The organism is Sorangium sp. So ce693, from assembly GCF_051521375.1.
Classification (GTDB): Bacteria; Myxococcota_A; Polyangia; order Polyangiales; family Polyangiaceae; genus Sorangium; species Sorangium atrum.
Map to the genome: position 1 here is coordinate 9,507,086 of NZ_CP150347.1, position 17,350 is coordinate 9,524,435.

Here is a 17,350-nt window from a genome sequence, read left to right on the forward strand (position 1 = left end):
AAGCGGACGGAGACGAACGCCAGCGCTCGCAGGCCGACCGAAGCGGACGGGCGCGGACGGAGCCGCCCCGAGCGACGGCGGGCTAGGCGGAGCTCGGCGCGATCCCCATCGGGGGGCTGCGCTCGAGGTTCCGCAGCGGCTCGCGCATGGTCACGAACTCCTCGGCCGCGGTCGGGTGGATGCCGATCGTGGCGTCGAACTGCGCCTTGGTCGCGCCGCACTTCAGCGCGACGGCGAACCCCTGGACGATCTCGCCGGCGTCCGGCCCGACCATGTGGACGCCGAGCACCCGGTCGGTCGCGCGGTCGACGACGAGCTTCATCATCGTCTTCTCCTCGCGCCCGGAGAGGGTGTGCTTGAGCGCGCGGAAGGTCGAGAGGTAGATGGCGACGTCGTGGTGCTCTCGCGCCTGCGCCTCGGACAGGCCGACGGTGCCGACGTTCGGCTGGCTGAAGACGGCGGTCGGGATGCCGGCGTAGTCCACGCTCGCGCGCTCGCCGCGGAAGAGCGTCTTCACCAGCGCCATCGCCTCGGCGATGGCCACCGGGGTGAGCTGCACGCGCGAGATCACGTCGCCGAGCGCATAGATGGACGGGACCGACGTCTGGAACGCGTCGTCCACAACGACCGCGCCGTCCTCGTCGAGCTTCACCCCGACCTCCTCGAGGCCGAGCCCCCTGGTCTTCGGCAGGCGCCCCGTCGCGTACAGCACGCAGTCGGCCGCGAGCTCGGTGCCGTCGGCGAGCATCGCGCAGACCGCGTCGCCCCGCCGCTCGAGGCTCTCGATGGTCGCGCCCAGGCGGAGGTCCAGCCCCTTCTTCTGGATCTCGGCGGCAAGGAACGTCCGGATGTCGTCGTCGAAGCCGCGCAGGAGGTGCAAGCCGCGGTGGACCAGCGACACCTCGGCCCCGAGGCCGTGCAGGATGCCGGCGAGCTCGACCGCGATGTAGCCGCCCCCGACGATGACCGCCCGCCGCGGCATCGTCGGGAAGTGGAACAGATCGTCGGAGCTGACGGCGAGCTCGCGCCCGGGGAGATCGGGGATCCAGGGGTAGCTGCCGGTCGCGATGAGGATCCGCTCGGCGGTGATCCTGGCACCGTCGATCTCGACGGCGTGGGGATCGACGACCCGGGCGTGCCCCCGGCGGATGTCGGCGCCCGAGTTCTTCAGGAGCCGCTCGTAGACGCCGTTCAGGCGCTCGATCTCCTTGTCCTTGTTGCGGAGGAGCGTCGGCCAGTCGAACGACGGGCCGGCATGCCCGTTCCCGCTGGCGCCGTGGCCGGGCACCGTCCAGCCGTAGCCGGCGGCGTCCTCGAAGTCCTCGGCGTAGTGCGAGGCGTAGACGAGGAGCTTCTTCGGGATGCACCCCAGGTTGACGCAGGTGCCGCCGAGGTGGCGCGACTCGGCGACGGCGACCCGCGCGCCGTAGGAAGCGGCCATGCGGGCTGCGCGCACGCCGCCGGAGCCGGCGCCGATGACGAACAGATCGTAATCGTACTTGGACATGGCGGACGACTATGCCCCATGCGGGGCGCGGTCGCCGCGCGCCGTGCGGTCGCCGCGCCCTCGGCCTCCGCTCCCTTCGGCTTCGGCTCGGCCACCGGCGCGGGGATTCTGCTACGGTCCCGCCGTTGCGCTCCTCGACCCACACTGGAACCTTCGCCGACGCTCCGTCACCGCGCCCGCGCGACGGCGACCTGCAGGAGCGTCCCGCGCCGCGCCTCGCGGGGCGCGCGCGCCGCGCCCTGCCCTTCGCGCTGGCGGCCGCGCTCGTCGCGTTCGTCCTCGGCCGGCTCGACTTCGACGCCTTCCTCGCCGCCCTGTCGCACGTCGATGCGCCGCTCTTCGTCGCCTTCGCCGCCCTCTTCGTCCTCGCGCTCCTCGGCGCCGACACGTTCGCGACCGTCCTCGTCTACCGCCGGCTGATCGCGCCCGTCGCCTTCCGCGATTTCCTCGTGCTCCGCGGCGCTTCCTACCTCCCGTCGCTGCTCAACCACCACGTCGGTCAGGCCTTCATCACGGTCTTCCTCGCGCGCGTGCACGCCGTGCCGCTCGCGCGCGTCGCCGGCGCGACGCTCGTCGTGTACGCGTCGTGGCTCGGCTGCCTGCTCCTCCTCGGCGCCGTCGCCGTGCCCGCGAACGGCGGGTCGCTCGCCGGGTCCGCCCTGCTCCTCGCGGCGGGCGCGCTCTACCTTTCGATTCTCGCGCTCCGCCCCGCCCGGCTCGCCCGCACGAAGCTCCTCGCCCCGCTCTTCGAGGCGGGCGTGCGCGGCCACCTCGTCGCCCTCGCCGCGCGTATCCCGCACCTCCTCGTCCTGTTCGCCGGCACCTGGCTCCCCTTCTGGTTCTTCGACGTGCGCATTCCCCTTGGAGCCGCCCTCACGTACATCCCGATCCTGATGGTGGCGGTGACGCTCCCCATCACGCCGCAAGGCTTCGGCACGCGCGACGTGCTCGCCGCCGCGCTCTTCGAGGGCTTCGCGGCCGGCGCGACGCGCGACGCACGCCTGGCCGCCATCGCCGCCTCGACGACGACGTGGGCCGTGGCGCTCACCCTCGTCGAGGCCGCGCTGGGCCTGGCCCTGCTCCGGGGCGTTTTGCCCCATATGGAGGCAAAGCGCCCCACCGACGCTGCGGCCTCGAGCGCTTCCCCCTCCAGCGCCAGGGATGAATCGACATGACGCGGCTTAACGCGGCTCGCCATCGCGGAACCGTCACGGTATTTGCAAAGTTTTGCAGAAAGACGCTGTGGGTTATGGCCGTTGGCGCATGGTTTGCCACCAGGTGAACGACGTGAACGACGTGAACGACGTGAACGGCGTGAACGGCGTCAAAAGCGTCGACAGCGTCAAAAGCGTCAAAGCGGCCAACGAGCCCAAAGAGAGATAGGTCTGCTGGGAGAACGTTCGGCGCGACGAGTTTCGGGTTATAGTCTCCGACCCCCTGGCGTTCCTTTCGTCCTTCTGGCCGGGCGCGTCCCGCTGAACATCGCGGACTGGGCCAGTCCGCGCCGAGCGACCCTCTATGAAGAACCTGGTTCGTTTCCTCGCCTCCTCCGATCACGACGTCGCCCGCGCCGTTCGCCACGTGCGCCAGCAGGTCCGCGGCTTCACCCTGCCCGCGCCGCGGCCGGTCGTGGTCCCGATGCGCATGGCGTTCGAGGCGGCGCGCGAGGCGTACTACTTCGGCGCTCGCGTGCTCGTCTGCGAGCCGCACTTCAAGTCGCACTGCGCGCAGTACGGCAAGGGCGTCCGGACGGGGAACTTCATCCACTACATCCAGGGGCGGGGCGACATCCTCCTTGGCGACAACGTGGTGCTCGACGGCAAGATCAACTTCGTCTTCGCCCGGCGGTTCTGCGACCGCCCCACGCTGCGGATCGGCGACAACACCGGGATCGGGCACGGCTGCCGGATCATCGTCGGCAAGTCGATCACCATCGGCAAGCACTGCCGCATCGCGGGGAGCGTCTTCATCCTCGATTCGAGCGGCCACCCGAGCGATCCGGAGGCCCGGAAGCAGGGCCTGCCGCCCTCGGACGCCGAGGTGCGGCCGGTCGTCATCGAGGACAACGTGTGGCTCGGGGCCCGGTCGATGATCTTCCCGGGGGTCACGGTGGGCGAGGGCAGCGTGGTGGCGGCGGGCGCCATCGTGATGGCCGATGTCCCTCCGTACACCGTCGTCGCTGGCAATCCGGCCCGACGGGTGGCATCACTGCGGACCGAGCCGGCGCCCGAGGCGAACCGCGCCGACGCGAAGAAGCACGGCGCGGACGACGCGGGCAGGCGCTCGGTCTCCGACAGCGCATCTTGACCCTGGAGCTCTTTACATGGCGATCGAGGTGGAGAAGGTCATCGAGGTCATCGTCACGGTCGGCAGCTTGCCCGCTGAGATCAAGCCCGACGACGACATCTACGACGCGGGGTTCTCCTCGATTCGCGCGCTCCAGCTGCTCACCGAGCTGGAGGATCGGTTCAACGTGGCGCTCCCCGACGACAGGTTCAGCGTCGCCCGCACGCCGCGCGCGCTGAGCGCTCTCATCCAGGAGCTCGCCCCGTGAGGAGGGTCGTCACGGTCGAGCTCGCGACGCCTGCGACCGAGATGGCGCAGGAGGAGATCCCGAAGCAGATCGCCTTCCTCTCGAAGGAGATCGCGAACATCCGCTTCGTCCGCGAGGGCGCCGCGCTGGAGTTCGAGGCCCCCGAGGAGCAGGCCGGCGCCCTCGCGAAGGCGGCCGAGGGCCTCGCGCGCACCATGCAGCGCAGCCTGCGCCAGCTCAAGCGGAAGCTCGTGTACCGCAGCCCGGCGTGTGATCGGGTGGAGTTCCGCGGCGGCGCGCTCCCGGGCGGGATCACGCAGATGGGCCAGGGCCAGGTCGCCCTCGAGGGCATCCCGCTGCGGCTCTATCGGTACTTCGATCGCTCGCTGGAGGCGCTCGGCGCGCCTTTCTCGCCGAGCCCGATCCTGGTGCCGACGTTGATCCCGGCGGCGACGCTGGCGAAGTGCGACTACTTCCGCTCGTTCCCGCACATCGTCACGTTCACCTGTCACCTGCCGGAGGACATGCCCCTCATCGAGGATTTCCGGGCGCGGCACCAGGACCGGGACACCCTCGACGAGCGCGCGCTGAGCGACATGGCGCAGCCGGAAGTGTGCCTCTCGCCGGCGGTCTGTTACCACGTGTACGCGGCGAACCGGGACCGGGTGCTGCCGGCGGGCGGCGCGCGCTACGCCCTCGCGGGCCGCTGCTTCCGCTACGAGTCGAGCAAGATGGTCGACCTGCGGCGGCTCTGGGAGTTCACGATGCGGGAGATCGTCTTCCTCGGGTCGCGGGAGGAGGTCCTCGCGCTGCGCGAGCAGGGGAACGAGCTCGTGGCGCGCTACCTCGACGAGCACCGGCTCGCCGGCGAGATCCGGACGGCGAGCGACCCGTTCTTCATCGCGCCGGACGCGGCCGCCAAGACGTACTTCCAGATCAGCAGCGAGACGAAGTACGAGATCTCGCTGATGCTCCCGGAGGGCGAGCGCGTGGCGGCCGGCTCGCTGAACTACCACACCGACTTCTTCGGCCGCGCGTTCAGCTGCAATGTCGAGGGCGCGGGCCCGATGCACAGCGTGTGCATCGCGTTCGGCCTGGAGCGGTGGGTCTACGCGTTCCTGGCCCAGCACGGCAATGATCCGACAGGCTGGCCCGAAGTCGTGCGGCGGTCTCCCGAGATGGCCAGTCTGTAGAGAGGCTTCGCTGCCATGCAGCTCGAGCGCGTCGATCCGGTCGCGGCGGCGGACGAGGCCAGCTTCGTCCTGCGCGAGGCGTGGCCGCTGCCGGTCCTCCACTACACGGCCGACTACCTGAGGTGGCAGTTCGGCTCCCCCGGACCGGCGCCGCAGGCGGTGCTCGCGCGCGAGGGCGGCGAGCCGGCCGGCTTCATCGGCGTCGCCCCGCGCCGCTTCCGCTTCCGGGGCGTCACGTCGGAGGCATATGTCCTCTCGTTCGTGAGCGTGCGGCCGAAGTTCCAGGGGCAAGGGCTGGCGAGCCGGCTGTACACGGAGCTCCTCGCCGGCCTCCGGGCGACCGGCCTGCCGATCGCGGTGTTCGTGGAGGCGCGGTCCGCGCCTGCGCAGCGCGTGCTCTTCAAGTCGGTGGCGGCGGTGGGCCTCGAGCTGAAGCAGCTCACCGCGTGCCGGAACCACGGCTTCCTCCCCCGGGCCGGCGCCGCGCCGCCGCGGGCCGTGGCCACGCCGGCGGGGGCCTTGGAAGACGCGCTCGCCGTGATGGGGGCGTGCGGCGACGAGCGCGTGCTGTGGTCGGCGCCCGACGCGGCCCAGCTCGAGCACGGCCTGCGCGATCCGCGTCCGCGCCGGCTGCTGCTCGTCGAGGAGGCAGGCCGGGCCGTCGGCGCCGCCGCGGTGTTCCTGTCGGAGATCGCGACCGCTCGTGGGATCGACCGGGTGGCGACGGTCGACACGCTCTTCCTGCCGGAGCCGACCGCCGATCGGCTCGCGGCGGTGATGCGCGCGGCGTCGGAGGTGTTCGCCGGGGAGGCGACCGCGCCGGTGGTGAGCGCGCCGAACCTGGCGATCGTCCCCCAGGACCAGCTGAGGCCAGCCGGCGTGCGCGCGACGGCCGCGACCTTCGACGCGTTCGTGATCCACCCGAAGGGCGGGCCATGGCTGGACGCCGAGACGACCAACCTCGAGGTCGTCTGACCCGAAGGTGCCCCGGGGGCATCCATCTATCTTGTAGATGGTTCTTATGAGAACAATGCCGATTCACAAGATGGATCGGCGGGCGCATGCTGAGGTCATGACCAACAACACTTCTTCGATGGTGATCCGGCGCTCTGGCGAGCGCGGCTATGCCGACCACGGGTGGCTGCAGTCGTTCCACACGTTCTCGTTCGCCGACTACCAGGATCCGGAGCACATGGGCTTCCGTGCGCTGCGGGTCATCAACGACGACCGCGTCGCCCCGTCGCGGGGGTTCGGGATGCACCCGCACCAGAACATGGAGATCGTCACCTATGTCCTGGAGGGGGAGCTCGCGCACAAGGACAGCATGGGGAACGGGTCGATCATCCGCCCAGGCGAGGTCCAGCGCATGTCGGCGGGGACGGGCGTGTACCACAGCGAGCACAACACCTCGCAGGCGGGCCCGACCCACCTGCTGCAGATCTGGATCGTGCCGGATCGGCGCGGATATACGCCGAGCTACGAGCAGAAGGCGTTCTCGAAGGAAGAGCGCCAGGGCAAGCTGCGGCTCGTCGCCTCGCAGGACGGGCGCGAGGGCTCGGTCACGGTCCACCAGGACGTGAGCCTGTTCGCGGGGCTCTTCGGGCAAGGCGAAGAGGCGCGCTACGAGCTCCCGGCCGGTCGAAACGCCTGGGTCCACGTCGCGCGCGGCAGCGTCGAGCTGAACGGGACGCTGCTCGAGGCCGGAGATGCGGCGGCCATCGGCGCAGCCGGCGCGGGAGGAGCAGGTCAGTCGCTCCACCTCGTCGGGAAGGGCGCGGGCGAGGTGCTGCTGTTCGACCTCGCCTGAGGGGCGGCTCTCGCTCCCTCCGCTCGGCGGCGGCTCAAAGAGACAGATGAAACAGCGCGAGCTCGCGCATGCTCCACGGCATCAGGAGAAGCCTGCCGCCTGCAAGGGAGCTCCCTGGGGCAAACAGGCACCTTGCGGGCGGCGGCTCGAACCACCGCCATGATCATCGTCCCCCTTCGCTCGACCCCCGCAGAGGCGCGATGTCGCCGCCGCGCTGCGGGTCCGACGCCAGGAGGCAGCTGAATCCGTGCGTCTCGATCTGGCAGGCTTTGCGCGCCTCTCCCGCTTGCTCGTCGGCGGCATCCGCTCCATAGAGGTCTCATGGATGCCATCGATCTCCTCGTAAGCCACCACCGCGAGCTCGAGCAGCGATTCTCCGAGCTGAAGGAGGCCTCTTCCGTCACCGCGGCGCAGTTCACCGCTGCCGCCGACCTCCTCGCCACCCACATCACGATCGAAGAGCAGGACTTCTACCCGGCGGTCCGGGCTCGCCGCACCGAGGATATCCTCCTCGAGTCGCTGGAGGAGCACCTGTCCATCAAGCGCGTGCTGGCCGATCTCGTGGCCCTCGACGCCGCGGACGAGACGTTCGGGGCCAAGGTCCATGTGCTCGCCGAGCAGCTCGAGCACCACCACAAGGAGGAGGAAGAGCACCTGTTCCCCAAGGTCAGGAAGCTCCTTGACGACGGCGCGCGCGAAGCGCTCGGGCAGCAGATGCAGGCGAGGATGCGCGCGCTGCAGCAGGGGGAGCCCCGCAGGCTCGTCCTGGGCCAGACCGACGCCGCAGCGCCCCTCCCCTGAACCCATGCCCCTCCAGCCCCCTCTCCTCGGTGGCCCCCGGCGCCGTGAGCGCCCGGACGCGGCGCCCGCCCACGCAAGCCCACGCGACGGCTGTTAGAAAAGATACCCTCACGCAACACGCGCGTGCTCGAGCCGGACGTAAAAACCTGAGCCGTATGCAGGCGCCGGCGCCACCCTACAAGTCATCGAAACCCGAGAAATTCGTCGGAGCGAATGCGATTTTTCTAGTAGGAATTTCCCTATGGTCGTTATTCTAGACTGCTGCGAGTCTCGTGGCGGTGGTCCGGAATGGTCGCGGGAAGAGAGCATGGTGCGAAGAAGCCGATGGGCAGGGCCTGATGCCGTACGCCAGCTGCTCGGCGCAGCGGGCGCAGTCTGGCGTGCGAGCGAGCGATGCCCGACGCTCACCGGGGATCTTCGACGGAGGTAGGAGGTAGGATGACGGCTCGACCTGTACTCTCGATTGACACATCCTTCGACCCGGACAGCGCGTGGTTCGCGGCCGGACGCACCCAGCTCTACGGGCGTATGGGCGAGCAGTTCTCCATCGTACCGTTCGGACGCGCCAGCGCGGAGCGGCGGAGGATACTCCGCCAGATCGCGCGCGCCGAAAGCACCGGCAATCCATTCCGGGCGATCGTGGTGTCGTCCCACGGCAAGACGAGCTGCGTTGTGGACGACGAGTCGCCCGACGGCATCCTGCTCTCGCACGAGAGCCCTGCGCAGGAGATCGAGCTCTGGGCGCGCGGTCGCGTGCTCTATTTCTGCTGTGGCGAGACAGCGAACGGGCCGCTGTTCGACAGGCTCCTCGACGCGGGGGCGCGGGCGGTGGTCGGCTTCACGGGGAGGCTCGGCGCCACGACCGTCGACGGCAAGTTCTTCTGGCGGCTGCTCGATCACGAGCTGGTGACCTGCGCGCTGCACGACCAGCAGGTGCCGGGCTTCGAGAGGGCGAGGCAGCAGTTCCTGGAGCGCGTCACGCTGCGTCTGACGTCGCTCCCCGACGACGGAGCGGTGCGGGACGAGCTCTCGAAGCTGAGGGACCTGCTCGTGTCGATGGTGATCCGGGGCCCGGGGAAGGGGTAGCAGCGCCGCCCAGGGGTCGTCCTGCGCGGGAGGTCTTGCCGGGGCTCCCGGCTCCCGGGGAGGTATAGGCGTTAACCAAGCACCCCGCCGCGTTCTCCTACATCCGAACGTTTACGTAGTCGTAGTCGTGGTCGTGGTCGTGGTCGTGGTCGTGGTCGTCAACGGTTGGCCGTGAACGACCAGGACCACGACCACGACTACGACCACGTAAACGTTCACGTTGGTGGCCGAACGAGCTTGGTTAACGCGTATGCCCCCGGGAGGGGGGTCGTCGCGCGGCTCGGAATCAGGGACGACGTTGCGGGAGCCCCGCTGGGCCTCCGTCGAAGCGGGTCAGTACAGGAAACATATCCCCGGCTTCTCCTCGCATCTCCCGAGCACGCAGAAGCCCTCGCAATCGGCGTCACTCGAGCACGCCGTGCGGGCGCACGCACCGGTCGCATCGCACACGTGGTTCTTCGGACAGTCCGCTTCGACGGCGCACGACCTCGCCCGACACCGATGATCCGGCGCGCACGCCAGCGTCGAAGGGCAGTCGGCGCGCTGCGGACCTGATTCAGGGATAGAGTCGCTGGCGCTCGAAGCGAGGAACTTCCGAGTCGGCAAGGACGCCGAGAGACCCCGGAAACCTCCCTCTTTATTGGCGTCTTCTGGCGTCTTGGCGGTCTGTATCCTCCTTGCCCGAGCACCGGTTGACGGTCTGCATCTTTCTCGCCCGAGCGCCGCTCCAGGGCGGCCCTGGTAGGACGCCGCGCGGTCCGGTAGATCCAGGAGAGCGATGCGACACACGCCCTCGATCGTGCTCTCCTCGGCGGCGCTCCTCCTCGCCGCCATGGCGGGCGACGGCCTCGCCAGCCCGCGCGCGGCCGTGCGCGAGCAGGCACGCGACGCGTGGTTCATGGACGGCGGGCGCCGCGTCGACGTCGAGCGGCTCGGTCCAGCCGCGCTGGGCGCGTCCTCGACGCAGCGCGCGCTCGCGCCGGTGCGGCTCCGCTATCCAGGCGGCCGGACCGTTCAGGCGAGCGTCGGCGCGACAGCGATCGTGGAGGTCGAGCCTGGCGCCGAGGGCGCGCTCGGCGCCGCAGGTGTGGAGGTGGTGAGGCCGCTGATGCCCTCGATCGGGCTGTGGCTCGTCAGGGACACCGGCGGCGGCGATGGCCTCGACCTCGCCCTGCGCCTCCAGGGCGCGGCGCGCCCGGCCTTCGTGCGCGAGGCGATCCCGGACCTCCACGTGCGCCTCAAGGCGCACGGCGCGCCGTTCGCGCCGGACGACCCGCGCCTGCCCGACCAGTGGTACTTCGACGACCTCCGGATGCAAGAGGCCTGGGGGCGCACGCAGGGGGACGCGGCCACCTCCATCGTCGTCATCGACACCGGCTGCGACCTCGATCACCCGGACCTCGCCGCGAAGATGGATCCAGGCCTGGACGTCATCGACGGCGACGACGACCCCACCTACCAGCCTGGCGGACAGAGCGTGAACCACGGGACGGCCTGCGCGGGCCTGATCGCCGCCGTCACCGACAACGGCGTGGGCATCGCGGGCGGCTGCCCCGCCTGCAGGCTGCGGTGCGTGCGGCTGCTCGACGACGAGCCACGGCCGATCTCCGCCTCGGTCGACGCCTTCGAGTTCGCGCTGCAGGTGAACGCCGCCGTCGTGTCGAACAGCTGGGGGTACGCCGATCCGATGCCCGTCCCCAGGGTGGTCGAAGCCGCGATCAACCGCCTCTTCGACGCCGGGCGCAACGGGAAGGGGGCGCTCGTCCTGTTCGCCGCCGGCAACGACGACCGGGAGATCCTCGACGACGAGCTCCAGGCCGTGCGGGGCGTCCTTACCGTGGGCGCCGTCAACCACCTGGAAGACGCGACGCCGTTCACGAACCGCGGGAGATCCCTCGATCTCGTCGCGCCCACGGGGACGCTGAGCACCGATATCGCCGGGAGCGAGGGGGACGACGCGAGCGACTACACCTCTCGGTTCGGCGGCACCTCGTCGGCGTGCCCTGTCGCCGCCGGCGTCGCGGGGCTGCTGGTGAGCGCCGCGCCCGAGCGGACCGCGGGCGAGCTCTACGACGTCATGATCCGGACGGCGCGGCTGGCGCCGTACGCGGTCCCCGACGAGAGCGGGCACGATCCCATCTTCGGGCACGGGATCATCGACCCTGTCGCGGCGCTCACGGAGGTGCTCGGGGACGCGCCGCCGCCGCTGGCAGGAGGCGGCGAGGGCGCCGACGACCAGCACGCCGGCTGCGCGTGCGCCTCGGCCGGCGCGGGCTCGGGCGAGCGGCGAGGCCTCGCGGCGGCGGCGCTCCTCGGCCTGGCCGCGGCGGCGCGCCGGCGCGGCGCGGCCCGCGCGCGCCGCGGAGGATGACGTCAGGCTCCGGGCTGCCGCCCCGTCCGGAGCGCGTCCCGCTGCGCGAGCAGCCACGCGCGCGCCTCGCCTTCCGTGTTGAAGAACGCAATGGCGTGCGAGCGCTGCGCGAGGAGGTTCATGCTCTTGAAGATGAGCGTCCCGATGACGCGGAGGGAGAAGCTCGCTCCGAAGAGCGCGACCGCATCGAGGCGCGCCGAGCTCAGCCCTTCCGCGAACGCCTTGCGCGCCGGAGGTGAGATCGCCCCGTTGCCTCGCGCATCGGAGAGCACCAGGACGTCGCGGCCGCTGTCCCTCAGGCGCTGGCACGCCGCGGTGATCGTGCGCGCCATCTGCTCCGAAATATCGCCCACGACCGTGATGAACAAGACGCCGTCGGGCTCTTCGCGGAGGTCGAGGCGCGCGCCCTCCGGTCGGGGATCGCTCATGCGCCCCGCCGCGCGGCCCGGAGCGCATCCCGCTGGGCGAGCAGCCATGCGCGCGCCTCGCCTTCGGTCTCGAAGAACTCGACTGGATAGGATTGCCTCGACAGGATCTGCACGCTCTTCGCGGCGAGCGTCGAGACGACGCGCACGGCGAAGCTCGCGCCGAACAGCGCGATCGCGTCGAAGCGCACGCCGCGGAGCTCCTCCGCCATCACCTTGCGCGCCGACGCCGAGATGGTCCCGAGGCGGCGCGCATCGGAGAGCACGAGGACCGCGCGGCCGCCCTCCGACAGGCGCCTGCACGCGGCGGAGATCGCGCGCGCCGTGTCGTCCGAGATGTCGCCCTCGATGGCGGTGCACAGGATCCCGTCGGCGTCCTCGCGGAGGGCCTGGCTTGCGTCGTCGATGCGGGGGTCGCTCATGGCGTTGCACGGTAGCTCGTTTGCGCGGCGGTACGACGTTCGCTCGATCACGGACGCCACCCGCGCGACGACCGGCGGAGCGGCCGATCGAGCGCGTGGGTCGCCGTTCAGGGCCCGCGCATGCGCCGGATCATCCGCGCCGCGCGAGCGCGTCCGTCACGGCTCGCGCGCCCGCCGGGGAGACGCTGGCGCGCCGCGGCGACGCGTGGAACATCGGACGTGGAGCCTGCGAAGAAGACGCACGTCCTGCCCCCGCGGGCCCGCCGCGGAGGGTGACGTCACGCCTGGATCCGCCGCCCGGCCTCCCGCGCGCCGGCGCTGCGCCGATGGCGCGCGCCCCGGAGGGCGGCGGGCGTTATGCGCCCTGCCGCTGCGTGGCACGGAGCGCGTCTCGCTGGGCGAGCAGCCACGCGCGCGCCTCGTCCTCCGTGTCGAAGAACGCCAGCGGATAGACCTCGCCCGTGAAGAATTGCACGCTCCTCGAGGCGAGCGTGGTCACGACGCGCAGGGAGAAGCTCGCCCCGAAGACCGCGACCCCGCTGAAGCGCACGCCGCGCAGCTCTTCCGCCAGCGCGCTGCGCGCCGCCGCCGTCAGGGTCCCGACGCGGCGGGAGTCGGAGAGCACGAAGACCTCGCGGCCGCTGTCCGCCACGCGCCTGAACACGGCGCAGAGAGAGCGCGCGATCTCCTCCGAGATATCGCCCTCGATGGCGAAACAAAGAAAGCCGTCGGCGTCCTCGCGGAGGAAACGGCACGTGTCCTCGGAACGGGGCTCGCTCATCTCCCGCAGGCTAGCGCATTCGGCCCACCGCAAGACGAGCGCTCGCGGGGCCGGCGCGGGAGAGCGCTCGCCGGGTGACGCGCCTCACCGACCGCCGCTCCGCGCGCCGCCGCTCCGCGCGTCGCCCGGCGCATAAGCCCCCGCTCAGCGCCTGCGCCGGCGCGCGGCCAGCGCGAGCAGCGAGGCGCCCAGCGCGCAGCCGAAGGCCGCGGCGGAGCTCGCGGGCGCGGCGGCCGGCGCCACGACGCGGCAGCCGCACCCGCCGTCGTCGACGCCCGCTGCCCCCTCGGCAGGCGCCTCGCCGCCGGCGCCGCCGCCACCGCCGCCGGTGGCCTCCGCATCGGCCCGGCACGCGGCAACCTCGTCCGGCGTGCCGATGCACAGCGTCGGCTTGCGCGATTCGCCTTCTTGAAGGCCGTTCACCACGATCACGGCAAGGTCATCGGCGCCCGCCGTGTCGACGAGCGCCTCGCCCGAGGCGACGTCGCCGGCGCGCACCACCTCGCCGTACACGCGGCCGCGCCGCGCCGCGAGCAGCAGCGCGAGGCCGGAGAGCTGCGCCGGATCGTCCGCGGGCGCCGCGAGCGCGGCCGTCATGGTCGCGCGCCCCGCGGGGGGGACGCTGAAGTACTGCGCCGACGCATGGAAGACGCGCAGCCCGTCCGCGTAGGGCGCCGCGACCTCCTCCGGGGCAAGCCCGCGGTAGCCGGACCCGGCGGCGTAGGAGCGCTGGGGATCCGCGGCGGATCCGGTGAGCAGGTTCCAGGCGGCGAACTCCACGAACGCCTCGGCGAACGTCGTCTGCGCCTGCGACGAGAGCAAGGGGTCGAGCTGCTCGAACCACACAGGTTCCGCCTCGCCGTTCGCGCCGTCCTCGAGGCGCTCCCAGAGCGCGCGGACCGTGCCGTCCCCGAAGCGCTCCTCGAGGAACTGGAAGAAGAGCGCGCTCCCGTAGCTGAAGGGGTCCACAGGGCCGGTGAAGGGCACGTCGAGCGACCGATCCGTGTTCGCGAGGTAGCCGTCGACGAAGCCCTCGAAGTCCTTCAGCGAGGGGTCGAACGACTCGGTCGCCCAGACCGCGGTCCCCTCCGTGATCAGCGTGTCCTGGCCGTGGTCGTAGGCCGCCTGCACCGCGTGGAAGAGCTCGTGGCTACCGAGGATCCGGTTCGCCGTCAGCGTCGACGGATAGCCGTAGCCGCTGTAGTCGTTCTCCTGGGTCATGAAGCCCGCGCAGCGGTCCCCGGCGTCCTCGGCGCAGGCGTCGACGCGGAACACGCCGTCGCCGACGCCGGCGAAGTCGACGAGGTAGACGTCGAAGCGGCCGTCGCCGCCGTTGTCGGGCAGGTCCTCGTCGCTCCTCGGCGGCCGGAAGCCGAGGACGTCTCGGTAGTGGGCGATCACCTCGTCGTAGACGGCGGCGACCTCCTCGACGAAGTCGGGGACGCCCGTCGCGTCGTCGTCGGCGGCGGGCACCGCGCAGCGCCCCTCGCGCGCGAAATGGACGAGGAAGCTCCCCGACGCCGACGCGAAGGTCTCGACGACGTCGTCCGGATCGAACCGGAACTGGAGGCCCGTGCCGCGCGAGTCGGGCCGGTCGAGCGGCGCCGCGGCGGGCCCGTCGAGAGGCGGCGCGGCCGTGTCGTCCGCGCCGCAGCCCGCGAGCGACGGCGCGAGCCAGGCCGCGAGCACGGCCGCGGCGCGGCCCAGGCGGCGCCACGGGGCCGCGGCGCGGGCCAGGCCGCTGCGCCACGCAGGCTCAGCGCCGGCGGTCCGCGTCACGGCAGGAACGCCCACCGGACCTGGAAGTTGGCGGAGCCGGTGTTCTCCATCGGGACCATCCCGGTCTCCTGGCACTGCGCCTGCGTCTGCTCGTTGTAGAAGTGCGTGACGGTCAGCTTGAGGCTCCGGCCATCGGCGAGCCGGAGCACGTAGACGAGGCCGGTCATCTTCACGCACCCGGGGTAGGTCCAGTAGCCGGAGAGCGCCGTCGCCGGGGAGTCCAGCCCGGAGCCGTCGGGGATGAGCTCGCAGCTCTCGGTGAAATACTCGTCGCTGCGGAGCCTCAGCTCGCCGGGCGCCTCGGTGATCCCATCGTAGTCCGGGGTGCCCGGGAGCCGCGCCGCCGTGACGCAGGACGGCCCGGAGTGGCCGCTGTTGATGCGCACGATGTAGCGCCGGAAGGCGATGTCCCAGTCCATGGACTGGAGCGACGCCTCGTCGGAGATCTCGACCTTCTCGAGGCCGGCGTCCGTGAACCGGGCATAGACGTAGGCGTCGGGATCGGAAGCGAAGGGGCCGCCCGCGGTGGCGTCGACGAGGGAGCGGATGCCGGCGCCGTCCTGCTCGTTGAGGATCTCCCCTGCCGCCACGGTGTCCTGGAGGTTCATCTGCTGGAAGACTTCGTCCTCGCAGGGCACCGGCGTGGGCTCCGAGCAGACGGGCCCGGCGGGGAGCCCGCCGCCCTCCGCGCCGCCGCCTCCCGCGCCGCCAGGGTCGATCGGGTCGTCGGAGCCGCACGCGCACAGGGCAAGGAAGGCGAGGCCGGCGGCGACGAGGGGAGACGCAGTCGAGGAGCGCATCGGCGACATGGTAACCCAAAGTCGGAGCCGGCGTGCCCGCTAGGGCGCTCGGCTGCGCTGGTAGAGCCACCAGTCTCCGACGTGGTCGACGGCGACGATGCTCGGGTCGTTCGCGAAGAGGTGACTCGCCCCCGCTCGCCGGCGGACGAGGAACCAGTCGAAGAAGGCGCCGTGGCGGCGGACGTCGAATATCGAAGGCGTCCACTCCCACCGGAGCGGCGTGGGCGGCGGGACGACGGCGCCCGGCTCCTCGCGGAGCCTGTAGGCGACGGGCGAGGCGTCCCAGACGGCGAAGTGGAAGCTGAGCCAGCCGCCTCGCGTGGCCTGCACCCAGGCGGGGAGATGGATGAACGGCGTCGTCGTCCGGGTCGAACCGCCGTGATCGAAGACGAGGTAGAGCAGCCTCGGCGCCTGCGGGATGCGGGCGATGATGGCGTCGAAGTCCCGCGTGCTCTGGTCGAATCGGCGGTAGTTGTCGCGGACCACGGCGCCGAGGGAGAGCGCGGCGGCCGAGAGCGCGAGCACGGCCGGCACCTTGAGCCAGGGCGATCGCGGCAGGTCCGGGAAGGCGCCGAGGGCCAGGAACAGCGCGGCGACGATCTCGCGCGGGTAGACGTACCACCAGAGGCCGATCTGGAGCGGCAGGGTCAGGAACAGGCCCAGGAACACGGCCGCGCAGGCGACCGGAACGAGGGCGGCGAGGCGCGCGAAGGACAGCTGCGGCGCGTCCGTCGCGGGTGAGGGCGCCGCGTCGGCGCTGGCGGTTGCGGGCGCCGCGTCGGCGCTGGCGCTGGCGCCTGCGGGTGAGCGCGCCGCGCTGGCGCCGGCGAGCCGTGCGGCGGCGCCGGCGGCGCATACGAGCAGCGCGGCGAGCACGAAGCGCGCTGCCCGGCCGGCGGCCGCCGCCTCGGCGGGATCGGTGAAGCTCGTGAAGAGGAGCGACGGGACCTCGCGGAGCCGCTCCCAGTGGAGCGCGGGCGCGATGGGCGCCGCGTGCAGCGTGTCGGTCCTGACCGCGAGCCACGCCGCGAAGAGGGCCAGCGAGGGCGCGAGCGGGAGCGCGATGGGGCGGAGCCGCCGCGTCGCCGGGAAGACGACGATCGCCGTGCCGACGACGGCGGCGAGCGCGAACGGGAAGCGGAAGATGTGCGTGAAGAACAGGGCGACGAGCGCGAGCGCGAGCGCGATCTGCCGGCCGCGCGAGGGGCGATCGAGGAGCAGGAGCGTCAGGCCGACGACCATCGCGAAGAGGCCGAGCGCGCCCATGTGATTGAGGAAGCCCCAGTGGGTGAGGTTGCACCAGACGAGGAGCAGGCCGAGGACGCCGAGGAGCGGGCTCCGCTTCAGGCCGTGAAAGAGGACGGCGAGGCCCGCGGGCAGGAGCGCGAGCATCGCCGCCGCCGCGACCTTCACCGCGGCCACGGGAGGGAGGACGAGCATCAGCAGGGCGCCGAGCGCGTACATGGACATGTACGGGACGGCGAGCGGCTGGAGCGTGAACTGCTCGCGGAAGTGCCACGCCGGGTCGAGGTAGTGCCTGAACGCCGCCGTCTCGGCCGCGTGGAACGGGAGATCGGTCATCGGCGGATAGCGGACGACCGCGAGCGGGACGGCGATCACATAGACGGACGCGGCGACGACGACGAGGGCGAGCGCCGCGCTGAGCGGCGCGCCGCCGACACGCGCCGCGGCGCGCGGTCGACACGCGCCGCGGCGGAGCAGGCCGGAGAGCGCGCGGCGCGCGGAGCTCGCGCCGCGGCGGAGCAGGCTGGAGGGCGCGCGGCGCTCGGGAGCGGGCGCCGCCAGAGGCTCCGCCGGAGGGGACGGGGTACCCAAGGTGGCGGG

At 71.8% G+C, this 17,350-nt stretch carries 16 protein-coding genes; 9 read left to right on the plus strand and 7 right to left on the minus strand.

Going from position 1 to position 17,350, the window contains the following annotated elements; translation table 11 throughout:
- Window positions 1-82 precede the first annotated feature (82 nt).
- The gene (gene gor, locus WMF14_RS35535) at window positions 83-1,507 is read right to left on the minus strand and encodes a glutathione-disulfide reductase (protein ID WP_437793400.1); all 1,425 of its coding nucleotides are present in this window, start codon (window positions 1,505-1,507) and stop codon (window positions 83-85) included.
- A 125-nt stretch (window positions 1,508-1,632) separates the two neighbouring features.
- Here gor and WMF14_RS35540 point away from each other — a divergent pair, with 125 nt between their 5' ends.
- The 9 genes from WMF14_RS35540 (at window position 1,633) to WMF14_RS35580 (ending at window position 11,298) form a co-directional block, all read left to right on the plus strand.
- Window positions 1,633-2,682, plus strand: coding sequence for a lysylphosphatidylglycerol synthase domain-containing protein (locus WMF14_RS35540; RefSeq protein ID WP_437793402.1), 1,050 nt, complete (start codon window positions 1,633-1,635; stop codon window positions 2,680-2,682).
- A gap of 343 nt (window positions 2,683-3,025) precedes the next feature.
- Entirely contained in the window at window positions 3,026-3,814 is a 789-nt protein-coding gene (locus WMF14_RS35545) for an acyltransferase (protein WP_437793404.1), read from the plus strand.
- Window positions 3,815-3,830: 16 nt separating this feature from the next.
- Entirely contained in the window at window positions 3,831-4,061 is a 231-nt protein-coding gene (locus WMF14_RS35550; protein ID WP_437276288.1) for an acyl carrier protein, read from the plus strand.
- On the plus strand, window positions 4,058-5,233 hold the full coding sequence (locus WMF14_RS35555; RefSeq protein WP_437793406.1) for a hypothetical protein: 1,176 nt from the start codon (window positions 4,058-4,060) through the stop codon (window positions 5,231-5,233). The genes WMF14_RS35550 and WMF14_RS35555 overlap by 4 nt, the downstream gene beginning before the upstream one ends.
- Window positions 5,234-5,248: 15 nt before the next feature.
- Window positions 5,249-6,208 carry a GNAT family N-acetyltransferase gene (locus tag WMF14_RS35560; protein WP_437793408.1) on the plus strand — a complete coding sequence of 320 codons (960 nt, stop codon included), beginning with the start codon at window positions 5,249-5,251 and terminating at the stop codon, window positions 6,206-6,208.
- Window positions 6,209-6,326: 118 nt separating this feature from the next.
- Window positions 6,327-7,040 (plus strand): pirin family protein, encoded by a 714-nt coding sequence (locus tag WMF14_RS35565; protein ID WP_373372195.1) that lies wholly within the window; start codon window positions 6,327-6,329, stop codon window positions 7,038-7,040.
- 321 nt (window positions 7,041-7,361) lie between these two features.
- Window positions 7,362-7,841: a hemerythrin domain-containing protein gene (locus tag WMF14_RS35570; protein WP_272095518.1), complete on the plus strand. Its 480-nt coding sequence runs from the start codon at window positions 7,362-7,364 to the stop codon at window positions 7,839-7,841.
- A 438-nt stretch (window positions 7,842-8,279) separates the two neighbouring features.
- Window positions 8,280-8,927 (plus strand): hypothetical protein, encoded by a 648-nt coding sequence (locus WMF14_RS35575; protein ID WP_437793410.1) that lies wholly within the window; start codon window positions 8,280-8,282, stop codon window positions 8,925-8,927.
- A gap of 778 nt (window positions 8,928-9,705) precedes the next feature.
- Window positions 9,706-11,298 (plus strand): S8 family peptidase, encoded by a 1,593-nt coding sequence (locus WMF14_RS35580; RefSeq protein ID WP_437793412.1) that lies wholly within the window; start codon window positions 9,706-9,708, stop codon window positions 11,296-11,298.
- Window positions 11,299-11,300: 2 nt separating this feature from the next.
- Here WMF14_RS35580 and WMF14_RS35585 read toward each other — a convergent pair whose 3' ends face one another.
- The 6 genes from WMF14_RS35585 to WMF14_RS35610 all read right to left on the minus strand — a co-directional run bounded on the left by WMF14_RS35585 (window position 11,301) and on the right by WMF14_RS35610 (window position 17,341).
- Window positions 11,301-11,726: an STAS/SEC14 domain-containing protein gene (locus WMF14_RS35585; RefSeq protein WP_437793414.1), complete on the minus strand. Its 426-nt coding sequence runs from the start codon at window positions 11,724-11,726 to the stop codon at window positions 11,301-11,303.
- Complete coding sequence (locus WMF14_RS35590; RefSeq protein WP_437324424.1) at window positions 11,723-12,145, minus strand: STAS/SEC14 domain-containing protein; 423 nt, start codon at window positions 12,143-12,145, stop codon at window positions 11,723-11,725. The genes WMF14_RS35585 and WMF14_RS35590 overlap by 4 nt, the downstream gene beginning before the upstream one ends.
- Before the next feature lie 355 nt (window positions 12,146-12,500).
- A complete protein-coding gene (locus WMF14_RS35595; protein WP_272095526.1) occupies window positions 12,501-12,926 on the minus strand; it encodes an STAS/SEC14 domain-containing protein in 426 nt (141 codons plus the stop codon).
- Window positions 12,927-13,070: 144 nt separating this feature from the next.
- Window positions 13,071-14,705 carry an MXAN_6640 family putative metalloprotease gene (locus WMF14_RS35600; RefSeq protein WP_437793416.1) on the minus strand — a complete coding sequence of 545 codons (1,635 nt, stop codon included), beginning with the start codon at window positions 14,703-14,705 and terminating at the stop codon, window positions 13,071-13,073.
- Window positions 14,702-15,505: an HmuY family protein gene (locus WMF14_RS35605; protein WP_437793417.1), complete on the minus strand. Its 804-nt coding sequence runs from the start codon at window positions 15,503-15,505 to the stop codon at window positions 14,702-14,704. Before WMF14_RS35605 ends, WMF14_RS35600 begins: the two co-directional genes overlap by 4 nt.
- Window positions 15,506-15,544: 39 nt before the next feature.
- Window positions 15,545-17,341, minus strand: coding sequence for a hypothetical protein (locus WMF14_RS35610; protein ID WP_437793418.1), 1,797 nt, complete (start codon window positions 17,339-17,341; stop codon window positions 15,545-15,547).
- Window positions 17,342-17,350: the final 9 nt, after the last annotated feature.